This window comes from Sphingobium sp. TomTYG73 (assembly GCF_055394245.1).
Genome location: NZ_AP027339.1, coordinates 377,925 through 392,092, shown reverse-complemented (window position 1 = coordinate 392,092; position 14,168 = coordinate 377,925). Strand labels below are relative to the sequence as shown.

At 60.4% G+C, this 14,168-nt stretch carries 13 protein-coding genes; 3 read left to right on the top strand and 10 right to left on the bottom strand.

The genetic code is table 11. The features are described 5' to 3' along the window. Positions 1-31: 31 nt before the first annotated feature. Genes ACZ5TH_RS02125 through ku form a run of 3 tightly spaced genes read right to left on the bottom strand, consistent with a single transcriptional unit; the run spans position 32 to position 3,642 of the window. Positions 32-217: a hypothetical protein gene (locus ACZ5TH_RS02125; RefSeq protein WP_464794428.1), complete on the bottom strand. Its 186-nt coding sequence runs from the start codon at positions 215-217 to the stop codon at positions 32-34. A 59-nt stretch (positions 218-276) separates the two neighbouring features. Continuing rightward, the gene (ligD, locus tag ACZ5TH_RS02120) at positions 277-2,772 is read right to left on the bottom strand and encodes a DNA ligase D (protein ID WP_464794427.1); all 2,496 of its coding nucleotides are present in this window, start codon (positions 2,770-2,772) and stop codon (positions 277-279) included. A gap of 3 nt (positions 2,773-2,775) precedes the next feature. Continuing rightward, on the bottom strand, positions 2,776-3,642 hold the full coding sequence (ku, locus tag ACZ5TH_RS02115; protein WP_464794426.1) for a non-homologous end joining protein Ku: 867 nt from the start codon (positions 3,640-3,642) through the stop codon (positions 2,776-2,778). A 167-nt stretch (positions 3,643-3,809) separates the two neighbouring features. Between ku and ACZ5TH_RS02110 the strand changes: the two genes are divergently transcribed. Continuing rightward, positions 3,810-4,145 carry a hypothetical protein gene (locus tag ACZ5TH_RS02110; RefSeq protein WP_464794425.1) on the top strand — a complete coding sequence of 112 codons (336 nt, stop codon included), beginning with the start codon at positions 3,810-3,812 and terminating at the stop codon, positions 4,143-4,145. Further along, a complete protein-coding gene (gene pyrF / locus ACZ5TH_RS02105; RefSeq protein WP_196225707.1) occupies positions 4,142-4,816 on the top strand; it encodes an orotidine-5'-phosphate decarboxylase in 675 nt (224 codons plus the stop codon). The genes ACZ5TH_RS02110 and pyrF overlap by 4 nt, the downstream gene beginning before the upstream one ends. A 48-nt stretch (positions 4,817-4,864) precedes the next feature. Here the strand turns inward: pyrF and ACZ5TH_RS02100 are convergent, their stop codons facing one another. The 5 genes from ACZ5TH_RS02100 to ACZ5TH_RS02080 form a co-directional block, all read right to left on the bottom strand. Continuing rightward, the gene (locus ACZ5TH_RS02100; protein ID WP_460987673.1) at positions 4,865-5,518 is read right to left on the bottom strand and encodes an outer membrane protein; all 654 of its coding nucleotides are present in this window, start codon (positions 5,516-5,518) and stop codon (positions 4,865-4,867) included. A gap of 132 nt (positions 5,519-5,650) precedes the next feature. Next, complete coding sequence (locus ACZ5TH_RS02095) at positions 5,651-9,826, bottom strand: translocation/assembly module TamB domain-containing protein (protein WP_464794424.1); 4,176 nt, start codon at positions 9,824-9,826, stop codon at positions 5,651-5,653. Further along, positions 9,826-11,874, bottom strand: a complete 2,049-nt coding sequence (locus ACZ5TH_RS02090) for an autotransporter assembly complex protein TamA (protein ID WP_464794423.1) — start codon at positions 11,872-11,874, stop codon at positions 9,826-9,828. The genes ACZ5TH_RS02095 and ACZ5TH_RS02090 overlap by 1 nt, the downstream gene beginning before the upstream one ends. A 93-nt stretch (positions 11,875-11,967) precedes the next feature. After that, positions 11,968-12,447 (bottom strand): DUF1465 family protein, encoded by a 480-nt coding sequence (locus ACZ5TH_RS02085; protein WP_449471512.1) that lies wholly within the window; start codon positions 12,445-12,447, stop codon positions 11,968-11,970. Positions 12,448-12,559: 112 nt separating this feature from the next. Then, on the bottom strand, positions 12,560-12,739 hold the full coding sequence (locus ACZ5TH_RS02080; protein ID WP_449471510.1) for a YdcH family protein: 180 nt from the start codon (positions 12,737-12,739) through the stop codon (positions 12,560-12,562). A 189-nt stretch (positions 12,740-12,928) separates the two neighbouring features. Between ACZ5TH_RS02080 and ACZ5TH_RS02075 the strand changes: the two genes are divergently transcribed. Continuing rightward, entirely contained in the window at positions 12,929-13,084 is a 156-nt protein-coding gene (locus ACZ5TH_RS02075) for a YdcH family protein (RefSeq protein WP_196225701.1), read from the top strand. 137 nt (positions 13,085-13,221) lie between these two features. Here the strand turns inward: ACZ5TH_RS02075 and ACZ5TH_RS02070 are convergent, their stop codons facing one another. Next, positions 13,222-13,584 carry a PilZ domain-containing protein gene (locus ACZ5TH_RS02070; protein WP_464794422.1) on the bottom strand — a complete coding sequence of 121 codons (363 nt, stop codon included), beginning with the start codon at positions 13,582-13,584 and terminating at the stop codon, positions 13,222-13,224. Between the two features lie 68 nt (positions 13,585-13,652). Further along, positions 13,653-14,117, bottom strand: a complete 465-nt coding sequence (gene dksA, locus ACZ5TH_RS02065; protein WP_449471508.1) for an RNA polymerase-binding protein DksA — start codon at positions 14,115-14,117, stop codon at positions 13,653-13,655. Positions 14,118-14,168: the final 51 nt, after the last annotated feature.

Genomic DNA, 14,168 nt, shown 5'->3' with positions numbered 1-14,168 from the left:
AGGCCATGCCGCCTCCCTTTTAGCCAATCAATCAGCCGCGTTTTTTATTCGTATACAGAAGCGCTGCAACGATGGCGGCCGATCCTATGCCGACTGCGGTGCCCATCCATACGCCTCGGCCCGCTGTCTTTCGGGCAGCCGTTGCGAGATCGGGCTTTGCTTCTGTTGCCTGTTTGGGGGCGCCTGCATCGGGCGCGTCTTTGTCGGACTTGGTCATGGTGAATCGGCTTATGCAACAAGGTCGCGCCAGAGAAAAGATAGCTGTCAGATATCAGTTCAATAATCGGGCAGCGTCTGCCGCGCTTCTCCCCATCCCCGCATCTCTCGTGATGCCGCGCGGGTGATCAATTCATCCACGTCCGCGATAGTGAAAGCCCCCGGCCGATCAATATCCTCCAGTTCGTTCCAGTTGATGGGCACCGCCACCGGAGCATTCTCGCGCGCCCTGACGACATAGGGAAGCACCGCCGTAGCCCCCCGCTGATTGCGCAGCCAATCGATGAAGATCCGGCCCTTCCTCTTGGCCTTGCTCATCGTTGCCGTGAAACGATCGGGTTCGGCGGCGGCAAGTGCCCTCGCGAAGCGGTCTGCGAAATCCTTGATCTGCGGCCATTCGGCTTCGGGCGTAAGCGGGACAACCACATGCACGCCCTTCCCACCGGATAACATGGGAAAGCTGGTGAGCCCTATGTCCTCAAGCGTGCGGCGAATGTCGCGGGCGGCCTTCTTCACATCCTCAAAGTCGAGACCTTCGTCCGGATCGAGGTCAAAGATCAGCCGGTCAGGCTTTTCGACATCCTCCACCCGGGAACCCCAGCCATGGAATTCAATCGTGCCCATTTGAACGCAAGCTATTAGCCCATCGATATCGTCCACATAAAGATAGTCCTGCTCATCACCGTCCTTCTCGCGAATGGGGACGTGCTTCACATGGTCACCAAAACTGCCGCTGTCATGCTTTTGAAAAAAGCATTTCTTCGCCCTTCCCTGTGGGCAGCGCACCAGGCTGATCGGGCGATGCGCAATCCAGGGCAGCATGATCGCCCCGGCTGCTTCATAATAGTCAGCCAACTGCCCCTTGGTCACCTTCGCCTCCGGAAAGATCAGCCGGTCACGATTTGAGACATGAACGTCGCTTTCCTGTTCGGGCACAGCGATCACCTTCTCCCGAGCTACTTCGCCCGCCTCCTTGTCCTCGCGAAGCCCAAGGAAACTGCCGTGGCGCACGACATTGTCGCTAGTAAACTCGGCGAAGGCGATTTCAGCGACCAGGTCGGGACGCACCCATTTGGCGCCCCGCGTTTCGCTGCGTGGTACAGTCAAGTCAGGGGATTGGCGGGCTCGTGCCTTCAGTTGGCGAAGCAGTTGATCACTGTTCCGCGCATTGAAACCCGTGCCGACCTTGCCCGCGTAAACGAGTCCCTGATCATCATTCTGCGCCAGGAGGATATTGCGGATCGCGCGCCCGCTTGCGGAACTGGGAGTCCATCCGACAATCACAAATTCCTGCCGACGGGTGCATTTGACCTTGAGCCAGTTCTTCGTTCGGGCACCCCGATAAGGAGCATCCGCTCGTTTGCAGATTATGCCTTCCTGTCCAGCCTCGCACATCGTCCGGAACAGCTTTTCGCCAGCGCCGATAATATGATCGGAAAAATGCACATGTGCGCTCCCCTGACCTAGCAGTGCCGCTAGCTCTTCCTTACGGGCGATGTTGGGCTGCCATGTCAGATCCTCTCCCTCCAGTGAAAGAAGATCGAAGGCGAAGAGGTGGAGGGCGCCTTTACCCTCGCCCTTCAACACCTGCTGCAATGTGGAAAAGTCCGGATTTCCGTCCGCCCCCAGTGCGACGACTTCTCCATCTATCAGCATGGGCGGAAGGTTCATGCCGCCTATTTCCATCGCGAGTGGCGCGAAGCGGTCAGTCCAGTCGAGACCGGTGCGCGTGAACAGCTGAACACGACTGCCGGAAACACTGATCAGGCTGCGATAACCGTCATATTTGATTTCATGCAGCCAACCATTGCCCGTGGGGACGGCATCGACCAGCGTAGCGAGCTGCGGCGCCTGAAATGGTGGTGCTTTTTCCTGTCGGCGGCGCTTGGCGGAAGGCTGAACCGGCGTCGCCCTCTTCGCTTGGTCCATGGCGGCATCAAAAGCTTTTCCGCGCTTGCCCTTTAGCGAGATCGCTGGCGCGTTGGCGGCAATCTCACCCATGGTCCTGCCACTCGTGATGCTGGTCAGTTCACGCCCGACCAGATCCTCGGCGGGGCCAGTATAGGCATCGTCGATCTTGCGAAGCAGCCAATTCTCCCTTTTGCCTTCGCCCGGTCGGGGTTTCAGGCGGATCAGAAGCCACTCGCCCTTCATCCGCTTGCCATGAAGAATGAAGTGAAGATGGCCTTTCGCCAGATCCTTCGCGCTTTTCCCGGGGACTGGTTCCCAGGTGCCCTCATCCCACAGCATCACGGTGCCGCCGCCATATTCGCCTTTTGGAATTGTGCCTTCAAAGCTCGCATAGGATAACGGATGATCTTCCGTGCGAACGGCAAGCCGCTTGTCGGCGGGATCGAGGCTAGGGCCGCGTGTCACCGCCCAGCTTTTCAGGACACCATCCACTTCCAGCCGGAAATCATAATGTAAACGCGTGGCGTCATGCTTCTGCACGATGAAGCTGTTGCCGCTCGTGCGCGTCCGTTTTCCCGCCGGTTCCTTCGTTCGGGTGAAATTGCGCTTGCGATTATATTCCTTGAGGGGGTCGGCTTCGGCCATATGTCACGCCCGCTTACGCGTTGTAGCCTTGGTGCTGGCGGCGCGGCGCGCGGCCGGTTTCTTGGCGGGCGCGCGTTTCGCCCCGGTATCGACGGATTTTTTCAGCGCTGCCATCAAATCGATGACGTTGCCGCTGCGCTTGACCGGAGCCTCATCCTCGTCCTCGATGATGCGGCGGCCCTTGGCCTTCTTCTTCTTTTCGATCAGCCGCTCAAGCGCATCGACATAACGATCATGGAAGCTGTCGGGTTTGAACGGCGCAGTCTTCTTTTCGATGAGTGCTTCGGCAAGGTCGAGCAGTTCCGGATCGGGCTTCATATCCTCAATTTCGCGGAAGTAGGACTGGGCACGGTTGACCTCATCGGCATAGCGAAGCGTCTCCAGCACCATGCCCCGCCCGCAAGGCTTTAGCGAAACGATATATTCCCGGCCGCGCATGGCGAGTTGGCCCAATCCAACCTTCTTCGCGCGCCGCAATGCCTCGCGCAGGACGATAAACGCTTCTTCGGCAAGATCATCCGCGGGCACGACATAATAGGGCCGCTCATAATAGAGGACGTCGATCTCGTCAGCGTCCACAAATTGCGTGAGTTCGAGCGTTTTTTTGCTCTCCAGCTTGACCGCATCAATCTCCTCGGGCTGAAGCAAGACATAGTCACCCTTGCTGACTTCATACCCCTTCACGATGTCCTCGGGCTTGACCGGACCAAGGCCGGGAACGGTCTTTTCGTAGCGCACGCGCTTGCCGCTGGGTTCGTGAATCTGATGGAAGGCTATCTGGGCGCCTGATTTGGTGGCCGCGTAGATTTCGACGGGAATGGACACGAGCGCCAGCCTGATTTGTCCCTGCCAATATGCGCGCGCCGCCATGTCCTGAACCTCCTTGCCGCAAGGAAAATGCGCAGGCGGGCACAAGGGTTCCGGCATGCAATCGGGCGACTTTCTGTCCTCCCAACACCAGCAAATCCGACGAGGCGCTTCCGAACTACGCCGAAATGGCCTAAGCTGGTTCGATTATCAGCTAGAGGACATGCCGAATGCAATTCCTGCGGACTGCCTTCTGGGTTGTCTTGGCCGTCGCGATTGCCTTGTTCTGCAAGGCGAACAACCGGCCTACCGAAATCAAGATATGGGGCGACATCGTGTGGGAGACCCGTATCTGGTTCCCCATACTCATCGCGTTTCTGGTGGGCGCCGTTCCCTTCTGGATCATGGCCCGCACCACGCGTTGGCGGATGAAGAGAAAGCTGGAAAGCACGGAGCGTGCGTTGATCGCGGCAACCGCCACGGCTGCTCCCACCTTACCGTCTGCCAGCATCGCCGACGACCTTTCCATTTCTTCTCCTTCCCTTCCCGCTACAGGAACAGCATGAGCAGCCCAATTTACGTCGCGATTGATACGCCCGACCTCACCAAAGCCCAGGATCTGGCCCGGCGTGTGCGCGGACATGTAGGCGGGTTGAAACTGGGGCTCGAATTCTTCTGTGCACATGGCCACCACGGCGTGCGGGAAATGATGAAATTCGATCTGCCGATCTTTCTCGACCTGAAGCTGCACGATATCCCGAATACGGTCGCAAAGGCCGTTCAGGCGCTCCATGGCCTCGAGCCAGCGATCCTGACCGTGCATGCGGCGGGCGGGCGCGCCATGTTGGAGGATGCAAAAGCAGCGGCGGGCGTCAATACAAAGGTCGTCGCGGTAACCGTGCTCACCAGCCTGGATAATAGCGACCTTGTGGATATCGGGGTGGGTGGCAAGGCTGAGGATCAGGTGACACGGCTTGCCGACCTGGCGCGGAGTGCTGGACTGGACGGCATCGTCTGTTCCGGGGAAGAAGTCGCGCTAGCCAAACGTGCCTGGCCCGATGGCTTTTTCGTTGTGCCTGGCGTCCGGCCACAAGGCGGCGCCCTGGGTGATCAGAAGCGCGCGGTCACACCTCGGGAAGCATTGGACCGGGGCGCATCCATCCTTGTCGTGGGACGGCCGATTAGCCTCGCGGAAAACCCTGATATGGCCGCACGGGAAATCGAAGCGACTTTATAGAGGGAAAGGCGTGATGGGAGGATCAGCAAAGCCGATCCCCCCGTCCCGTCAGAAGCGCCAGCCTACGCTGGCCACGACCTGATGACGATCGGTATCGATGTCGAATTCGCTGCTCGTCGCGCCATTCATGAAATCGATGTGCGCGCTGTCATATTTTGAGTAGCGATACTCCAGCTTTCCAAACATATTCTGGTTGAAGGCGCGTTCAACGCCGCCACCGATCCTCCAGCCGTCGAGCTTGAAGGAGGTATCGGTCGTTTCGTCGGTGTCGCCCGCAAGCACGTTCAGCTTGGTGTTGGTGTAGCCACCCTTCACATAGACAAGGGTGTTGGGGCTGGCGAGTATGCCAGCACGGGCGCCGACGTAGAGGTCACGGCCCTGGCTGACACGGCCGAAACCGAACTGGCTGGTGAAGGGGTTTCTGCTGCTCTTGGCGGTCGAATCCGTGAATTCGCCCTCGACGCCCACGACAGCGCTGCCGAGATTGACATCGTAGCCCGCGCCTACGCCATATAGCAGCCCGTCGATCGACTGATCATCTCTGCTATTGTCATTGTCTACGCTGCTGCCCGCGCCGGTATGATCATAGCCCAAAATGGCTTCGACCCTTGGCCCGGTGAAAGTGGCGCCGGCATCCTGTGCCAGTGCGGGAGAGGCGACGGCCGATCCAGCCAACAGGGTTGCGACCATTATTTTCCGCATAGGATACTCCATTGTCACTCACCTCCTTGAGGAGGAAGTGGTGGAAGTCCCACGGCAGGCAATGGTTTCATGAACCTGAGATAAACAGCTGAAATTGTGGTATTTCGGCAACGAACAGGAACGCAGGCAAGGTCAGTAATCTTTGGATATGCGGACGTTTGCGCTTTCCCGGCCGAGAGTGGAAATCGACGCCAGCAGAGAAAGCCAACGGGTGATCTGATATTCCATGCGCGTCGCGGAATAGCCTTGGCCATCGGTTATGAGTTCAACATAGGTCTTGCGCGTCAGATATTTTCCGGCCGCAACTGAGGTCCCCTGCCCCTGCGTAGGATCGGCGGCGATGATGCGCAGCCGATCAAGTCCGGCAGCCTTGCGCACTGCGTTGATCGGATCAAGCCCTCCGCCACCCTGGAGCGATCCGACGGCCGAGGCGAGTTGCAACGCCTCGGGCGCGGAAAGACTGGTTATCGATGTTCCGAACAATATGCGGGAAAGCAGTTCATCCTGCGGCAGGGCGGGCACGCTGGTGAAGCTGATGTCGGGCCTGAGACCTGTACCACCCACATGGATCATCGCGGTGAGGTCGTTGACGTTGGCTTCCGCATCGATGTCGAGCGTGGGATTCGTTGGCGTGCGGCCATCAAACTGAATCTTGCCCTCACGCAGTTCGAAACGGCGCCCGGCGAAGGTGTAGCCTCCACGAACGAGCTCTGCCGTTCCGGAGATTGCAGGGCTGGTCACGGTGCCACCGATATCCAGATTGGCACGCCACTCGCTATCAAGGCCCAAACCTGTGACCGTCAGGCGATTACGCGCCCGCGTCTTGATGGCAAGAGCCCACGGCCGATTTGTGCGGGGCCGTTCGATCTCTTCACCGTTACGGTTGACCTCTGTGACGCGAAGCTCCGGAATCTGGGCGATTGCGGCTGCACGGCCCAAGGTGAAACGGCTGCGATTGAGCAGCAGGTCGCCACCAATGGTTCCGTTGACGCCGTCCGAACGCAAGGTGATCGGGCCGGTGACCGTAGCGGCTATGTCGTCGCGGTCCAGCAGGGCAGCGTCATCTGCCTGCAAACGCAAGTCCATGCCGACCCCGGCAATTCCGGCGAAGGTGAAGCTGCCCGTCCCGCTGACCGTTCCGCCATTCTTTGCATTGGCGGTGAAACTCGACATGACCAATTGTGCGCCGGAAAACCGTCCACGCGCCTTCACATTGTGCAGCCGCATACCGGTCACGGCGCTGTTGATTGATGCCGTGTCAGTCGCGAGCGCACCGGAAATCAAGGGATTACCAAGCGTACCGCGCGCGTCGGCGGAGACACTCACGGGGCCGGAGATATCGACTATCTCCACCCCGGTCAGGCGCCAGAGCGTATCCGCAGTCCCTCGGAATCGCAGCTGACCGAATAGAGGCGCCCGGTTCAGCCGCTCGATCAGGCTCCCTTGCGTGCCAAGCGGCGTCAGCAAGATCTGCGCCCGCCCAATAGTCTGGCCATCGGCGGCGAATAGCATGCGCGAAGCAAGCCGGTCATTGGTGAGAACCGCGTTCACCCCCGCATCGACGGGCCGGGAACTGAGCGATAATCCCGAACGCGACAGGCCGCGCACGCGTAGTTCCGCCTTCCCGGTGGGCATGCCGCCCCGGCTATGCACATAGCTGAGCGATCCCGTGGCGGTGCCGCCCAGACCCAGATTATCATAAGCAATATCCAGCAGGGAAAGCGGCAGCTTCTGCACGCGACCTTCGATGCGCGTCGTCTGGCCGCTTAGCTCTCCACCCAATTGCAGGGAGCCGCCAGCATAGCTGATGGTCGCCGGGGACAATCGCCAACCGTCAGCACTGCGGGTCAAAAGCGCAGGCCGCGTCAGCCGGATCGCTCGCTTGTCCACCGTACCTCGCGCTGCAATGCGGATGCGATCGGGTTCGACCTGCGCTTCACCTTGCAAGTCGAAAAGACGGCCGCGCTGGCCCGAAAGGCTGGCCTTCACCGTTCCGCGACCGCCGGTCAGATCAGCATTGGCCGCCAGTCTGCCGATCAGGATGCCCCCTACCCGCAAGCCTCTGGCCTGCGTCACGGCATTGATCGACGTCCCGGCGGGATCGAGCAGAACCGTCGCATCCAGCTTGCCGCGACGCACCGCGATTGCCGTGGGGCCATCGAAGCTGGCGTCCGTGGCGTCGAGCTTCAGGACCAGTTGCTGAATGTCATTCACGGGGACAAAGCCGATGCTTCCATTGACGGGGCCAGCAACATTCAGCTGCCCTTCAAGGCCGCCCGTCACAGGACGCAGATCACCGCTGGCGGTTATTCCTGACACGGCGAGCTTCGCCACCCTCACCACCGCCTGAGCGCCGCGCGGCAACAGGATTTGGCCCTCGCCATTGAAGGCGCCCAGCGTCGATCCGCCTAGAGCTGTGAATTGATACCCGGCGTCGTCCGGGACCAGATGCACACGCATGTCGGCGACGCCCAATGCGTCAAGGGGTCGCTGAAGCAACAGGTCGATCGTCGGCTGCTCAATCCTGCCGTCAAGCGTCAGGCGTACCGGTCCATATCGCTTATGCGTGCCGCTGCCTTCAAAATGGAAACTTCGGTCGGGCCGACGGTAACCATCAGCCGAAAGATTGAGCAGCGGCGCTTCAAGGCGCAGACCCGTGAACATCAGGCGTTTGTCGGCGCCAAGCGAAAGATTGCTCTTCACCACCGGCAGGCCACCGCCCAACCCCCGCAGGAAACTATTATCCAACCGGCGCATGCGCGCCATTGCCGTGCCGCTGAGGCTGAACGCGCCGCTTTTTCCCGGCACTGCCCGCAGCTTGGACGTCAGATCCACGATGCCGAGACCACGAATGGCAAGGCCGCGTATCTGTCCATCCAGACCGAAATCATAACGACCGGTCCTGAGATCGGCGAGCATGACCAGTTTGCCGCTCAGCTTGTCCGACCGGATCGGCATGGGATTGGTAAGGAGCTGCTGTCCCTTGATCTGCAACACGCCATCCAGCACGAAATTGCGGATGATGCCCTCGACAAGGTCGCCCTGCCCATCCAACCGCCGCGCACGCAGGCGCAGGGGGATCAGCAACGGCCCATTACCGACCTTGCGTCCTTTACCCTCTGCGCGCACATCGCTGATCACGGTACGGTCGAACGCAAGCTGCCTGGCTCTCAGCAAATATTCGTAGCCGACGCTGGAGAAGGCGCCATCCAGCCGCACCCGCGCGGTGACGTCGCGTCCTCGCATCGACTTGAGCAAGGCTTGCGGCCGCGCAAGCTTCACATCGATCAGCAGATTATCAAATGCGGAGTTACGCAGATCGAGGGCGCCATCAGCACTCAGCGCGATGGCTTCCGAACGCAGGGACAGTTTGCCGTCCAGCACACGATCCTTCAGCTCTCCGTGCGCTTCCAGCGAAAGGCGCGGCGAAGCTAGACGCTGTACCAACCCTTTTCCTGCTATGGCCGATGCTTCGACCGATCCGGTCGCGGAATAGGTGCCACTGCGGGCTGCAAGCGCCAAGTCGATCGCAGGATCACTGTCCAGCGTACCAGCCAGCCTGCCGTCCCAGCGTGTCCAGCTGCCCTCCCCCCGAATCCGCAGGTTGCCGTCCTGCCGCAACCCCACCATGGTCGCCAGGACGCTGCCAGCGGGCGCATTGACGGTTACATCCAGGTCGAACTGATCGTCATCCGGGCGACTGTCGAGCGCGAGGTTGATCGCATCCTCCTGCCCCAGAACCCGCGCGGAAAGGTCGATGACTGCTCTTCGGTCACGTATGTCGGCGTCACCGGAAATCGTCGCCTGCTGCACACGTCCGCTGATATTTTTGGCTATGACCAGTCGGCCTACCGAAAACTGCATCAAGCGGATGTCAAAGCCGGGAAGGATAGGCCCCTTCTGCTTGCTGGGGTTAAGGCGTGGCAGCTTGTGCAGCGTCGCCACAGGAATGTTCAGCCGGTCGATGTCCAGACGATTTGAAAGCCAGGCCAGCGGCCACCAATCCAGTTGTACACGCTGAGCCGTTAGAAAGGCGCCTTTGGGATCGGACAAGGTCACGCCATGAAGGATGGCGCGGCGGTAAATGCTGCCTTCGATCCTATCGACATGGATACGTAGGCCGGACGGCGGGCTGATCCTTTCAACACGCGCAACCAGAAAGCGGTGCCCGGCCGACGTATCGAGCCACACCAGCGCCGCCGCCGCTGCAACCAGGAGCAGGGCAAGCATACCGACTATCCACCGCTGCCATCGCCCGTCCCAGGCCCGATGACGCCGCTGCGGCCGCTGTACCTCATCCTCGGCCATCAGAAGGCCTGCCCGAGAGAAACATAGACGGCAACCCGCGGATCGCCTTTCTGCGGGTTCAGTGGTGTGCCGACGTCGATCCGGATCGGGCCGAAGCTGCTATAGTAGCGCAGCCCCATGCCCGCGCCGATGCGCATGTCTTTAAAACGTGGCAGGAAGCTGGTGGAGATATTGCCTGCATCCACAAATGGCACGACACCGAAGTTCCCGAAACGAACGCGGCTTTCCAGTGAGAATTCAGCAAGGCTTTTGCCGCCGATCGGATCATTGTTCGCGTCGCGCGGGCCGATGTCCTGATAGCCATAGCCCCTGACCGAAGCGCCGCCACCGGCATAGAAGCGCCGCGACGGCGCGATCTGATCCACCGTCGAGCCCAGGATCGTACCGAAGCGGGCGCGCGCCGCCAGCACGATCCGGTCGGTCACGGGCTGATAAACGCTGCCGTCCAACTGCACGCGGGAATAGCCGAAGGTCCCATTCTGGAAGGACAGTTCGGGACTGAAACGACCGCCCAGCCGGAAGCCCCGGCTCGGGTTCAAAAGGTCGTCGCTGCCATCATAAGTGAGGCTGAGCGGCACCGCGCCGATCAGGAAGGTTCGTCTGTTGCCGCCGCTGAAAGCATCCTTTTCATCCGACGCGATGAACTCCGTCCCAACCCGCCAGACCCATTTTTTCTGAAACAATATGTTCGTTTGTCGTTCCAGCGCCCCCGAAAGGGTAATCGTACGCGCGTCATAGGCATCGCGCTTGATATTGCTGATCGACACGAGCCCGGTCAGCACATGATCACGCTCCCGGAAATTGTTGCGCCGGTAGGTGAAGGACGCGGTTTGTTCCTGCGTTCCAAGCACCCCGCGCAATGTGACGGCGCCTTCTGGCGGAAACAGGTTGCGGTGCTGCCAGCTTACGGCGGCGCGATAGCCTTCGCCGGTGCCATAGCCCAACTCGCCAGCAATGGTCCGCAGTGGCGCGGGCCGGACATCGACGGCCAGATCGACATGCTTCCCGTCACCAGCATCCTTGGGTGTCAGCGTGACCGACGATACCAGACCGGTGGCAACGATCGCGCTTCGCAGGTCCTCGACATCCGACGCCTTGTAAGGATCGTCACGCTCGAAGCGGGCGATGCTCTCAACATGGCGAGCGTTGAACAGCTTGTTGTCCTTAAGGATGACCGATCCGAACGTGCGGTAGGCACCCGGCGTCACGATGATATCCAGATCGCCCTTGCGTTCTTCATGGTCGATCCGCACCTCCGGCTCGCCAACCTTTGCGAACGGGAAGCCATTTTCACTCATGGCAAGCGAAAGAGAAGCCTGCCCCGCCAGAATCGCGTCGGCATCGATGGGATCGCCCGCATGGAGAGGGAAAGCTTCACGCAGCGTCGTCTGCTGTTCGCCCGCTTCGGCCAAGCCCTGGAGATCGACCGAGGAAAGCAGATAGCGCGTCCCCGGCACTATCTCGAACCGCACGGCCAGCCTGCCTTCCTTTTCAGGCGAGACGGAAATGGCGCTACGAACGCGGGCCGCATAATAGCCCTTCGCACGCAGCAACCGGTCGAGCAGCTCGCTATCTTCCTTGATCCGTCGGTTTATCTGCGCGAGATTTGCGGGCTTCCCTTCTCCTTCACGCAACACGGATAATTGTTTGAAGCGACTATCGAACTGTGTGTCCGCTATCCCGTCCAAACCATTGAGCTGAACGGAATAACGCTTTTCCTCACCCGAATCCGCGAAGGCCGCAGCTTCATCAGGCAAATCGACATCGGAATCCTGAAGCGCGGGGCTTGTGGCATACTCAGCAAGGTCGGGCGTATCGGCCGGATCGGGAGGCAGTGAGGCAACCGCGTCGGGCTGCCCCAGGTCAGGCCATGCCACGCCCAGGTCAGGCATGGGGTCCAGGGGAAGCTCCTGGTCAGCCACATCCGCCGGCGGCTCCACGATTTGCGCATGCACGGCGGGAGCCGCCAAAAGCAGAGGCAGGATCAAAAGCCGGGAGGCTTGCGACATGGCTGATACGCGGCGAAAAGTCCGCAAGCCCGTGTTCATATCAACGGTCTAGCCCATTTGGGAAAGGAAGCGCCAGCCCGTACGATGATCCTCCGCACGAAGAAGCGACGAAACGCCTTTCACAAGCCGACGTCAGAAGGCGGTGTTCAGGCGATCCATCAAGGCCCGAGCGGGGCTGCTGTCCACACGGCCGTGCGGACGAGCCATATGATCCATCCTGTCCTGCAGGCGCGCGACGCGCCCGTACAGTTCCTGACTGGCCTCGATCAAGGCGCGGGCCGCGAAGGGAAAAGCTGCGGCAATATCCGGATCGGTTTCCGTCGCGCGACCCAGACGGTATTTCTCGTCCATCAGATCAGCGTCCGATAATTCGCCCCGCTGCCACGCCCGCTGGCTCAATAGCCAGGCGATGATGTGCATGAGCCGGGTCGTCACCTTGAGGGATTCGCAGGCGAACGAGACGCGGCGGAGGGGGTCTTCGATCTCAGCTTCCGTCATATCGCGGCGGTCGAAATAGGCGCGCGCCTCATCGGCCATGACCATGGCTTCAAGATAGAGGCCATCGACAAGACGCCGATGCAAGCCACGGTCCAGAGTGACGGCAGGAGACATAGGCCGAATCACTGACATAAAAGCGGCTGCTTGTCAGTCCCGATGCAGGCATCGGAGGGCAGATTGTACCATTCAGGGCCGTTGTTAACCAACAATCGCCACGCAGGGGCGGTCAGGCGATGATGTCCGGCACCAACGCATCCTCCAAAAGCGCGATCTCGTCGCGGAGTCGGAGCTTGCGTTTCTTGAGGCGGGCGATCTGCATCTGGTCACGCCCTCCCGCGTCCACGAGCGCCTCGATGGCGCCATCAAGATCACGATGTTCGATTCGCAGCAGTTCCAGCCGTCGCATGATGTCTTCCCGGCTCACCCACTACCCACTTTCTCGGCCATGTTGCGGACAGGCTCCTGATAACTCCCCGGACACTATCGGACCATCGCAAATTTGCACGCGCCCCATCGCAAAGCACCGATTCCGGAAAGACAGGCGGGGCGAATCATGATCTACTCGTTCGTCCATCACCCTCATCAGGAGAATGTCATGGAAAACAGCCACGTTTCAGCTCTTTCAGCCAAACATGCCGGGCTTGAGGCACGGATCAAGGCAGAGACGAGTCGGCCCATGCCCGACGCGATCCTGGTTGCCTCGCTCAAGAAGCAGAAGTTGCGGGTGAAAGAGGAAATGTCGCGAAATTGATCCGGCATTGAGATTGAGGGCACGGGGCCGCGGGGAAACGCGGCTCCGCCCTTACTTCCCGGAGGATCGGGATTGGCGCGGCGCTGGGAGGCGGCGCGTTTTTTCGTGAAGGAAATGGCGAGAAGAACGCGTTTTGGTCAGCGGCCTATCTGGTGGAGGCGCAGATAGGAGGGGGCACGGTGAGCGGCTCCGGAGGCTATGGGTTTGCGGGCGAGCTGGGGATCGATCTCATGATCGAATGCAATACCGATCTTGCCATCCTTGGCCCAGACGACCCGGCCGCTGACCCGCCCGACTCCGCGCAGTTCAAGGACGATCGCGGCATCGGCAGGCACCGGCCGTTCGCAGTCGGCCATGAGGCCGGTAGCCGACAGGTTGCGCACGCGGGCACGGCCGAGGGGCGTGCCTTCGCTGCAAGTCAGGTTGGTAAGCAGGAACAGGCTGTCCCGCGGGCCTGACCGAGCAGGTCCCCGTTCCGCCATTTCCTGATCGCTATCCATGCCCAATCCCTTGCAATGACCCGTTTATTTGGCGGGACATTGCCAGCGACCAGTGGATAAAGCGTTAATCAATCGTCTCGCGATACCTTTTCCTGCCGCTCATGACGCTCCTGCGCCTCGACAGTCATGGTCGCGATCGGGCGGGCTTCGAGGCGGCCGAGCGAAATAGGTTCGCCCGTCACTTCGCAATAGCCATATTCGCCATCGTCGATGCGGCGGAGCGCGGCGTCGATCTTGGAGATGAGCTTGCGCTGGCGGTCGCGGGTGCGCAGTTCGATCGACCAGTCCGTCTCGCTCGACGCGCGGTCGTTGAGATCGGGTTCGCGCAAGGGTTCATTTTGCAGCACCGCCAGCGTGCCTTCCGCCTCCGTCAGGATCTGCTTTTTCCAGTCCCAGAGCCGCTGGCGGAAATATTCAAGCTGGAGGGGATTCATAAACTCTTCGTCGGGCGAAGGACGATAGTCGGGGGGAAGTGTAACAGCCGATTTCGGCGGATTATGGCCGTCTTTATCGGAATTCAGGACCGATGCCATCTGGCTCTCCGACTCGAGGGCTCCGGTTCAAAAGGTCCGGTAGCCCGTGAC

Coding starts and splice junctions, on each gene's coding strand:
- ACZ5TH_RS02125 (WP_464794428.1), bottom strand. CDS start 217: ATGACCAAGTCCGACAAAGACGCGCCCGATGCAGGCGCCCCCAAACAG.
- ligD (WP_464794427.1), bottom strand. CDS start 2,772: ATGGCCGAAGCCGACCCCCTCAAGGAATATAATCGCAAGCGCAATTTC.
- ku (WP_464794426.1), bottom strand. CDS start 3,642: ATGGCGGCGCGCGCATATTGGCAGGGACAAATCAGGCTGGCGCTCGTG.
- ACZ5TH_RS02110 (WP_464794425.1), top strand. CDS start 3,810: ATGCAATTCCTGCGGACTGCCTTCTGGGTTGTCTTGGCCGTCGCGATT.
- pyrF (WP_196225707.1), top strand. CDS start 4,142: ATGAGCAGCCCAATTTACGTCGCGATTGATACGCCCGACCTCACCAAA.
- ACZ5TH_RS02100 (WP_460987673.1), bottom strand. CDS start 5,518: ATGCGGAAAATAATGGTCGCAACCCTGTTGGCTGGATCGGCCGTCGCC.
- ACZ5TH_RS02095 (WP_464794424.1), bottom strand. CDS start 9,826: ATGGCCGAGGATGAGGTACAGCGGCCGCAGCGGCGTCATCGGGCCTGG.
- ACZ5TH_RS02090 (WP_464794423.1), bottom strand. CDS start 11,874: ATGAACACGGGCTTGCGGACTTTTCGCCGCGTATCAGCCATGTCGCAA.
- ACZ5TH_RS02085 (WP_449471512.1), bottom strand. CDS start 12,447: ATGTCTCCTGCCGTCACTCTGGACCGTGGCTTGCATCGGCGTCTTGTC.
- ACZ5TH_RS02080 (WP_449471510.1), bottom strand. CDS start 12,739: ATGCGACGGCTGGAACTGCTGCGAATCGAACATCGTGATCTTGATGGC.
- ACZ5TH_RS02075 (WP_196225701.1), top strand. CDS start 12,929: ATGGAAAACAGCCACGTTTCAGCTCTTTCAGCCAAACATGCCGGGCTT.
- ACZ5TH_RS02070 (WP_464794422.1), bottom strand. CDS start 13,584: ATGGATAGCGATCAGGAAATGGCGGAACGGGGACCTGCTCGGTCAGGC.
- dksA (WP_449471508.1), bottom strand. CDS start 14,117: ATGGCATCGGTCCTGAATTCCGATAAAGACGGCCATAATCCGCCGAAA.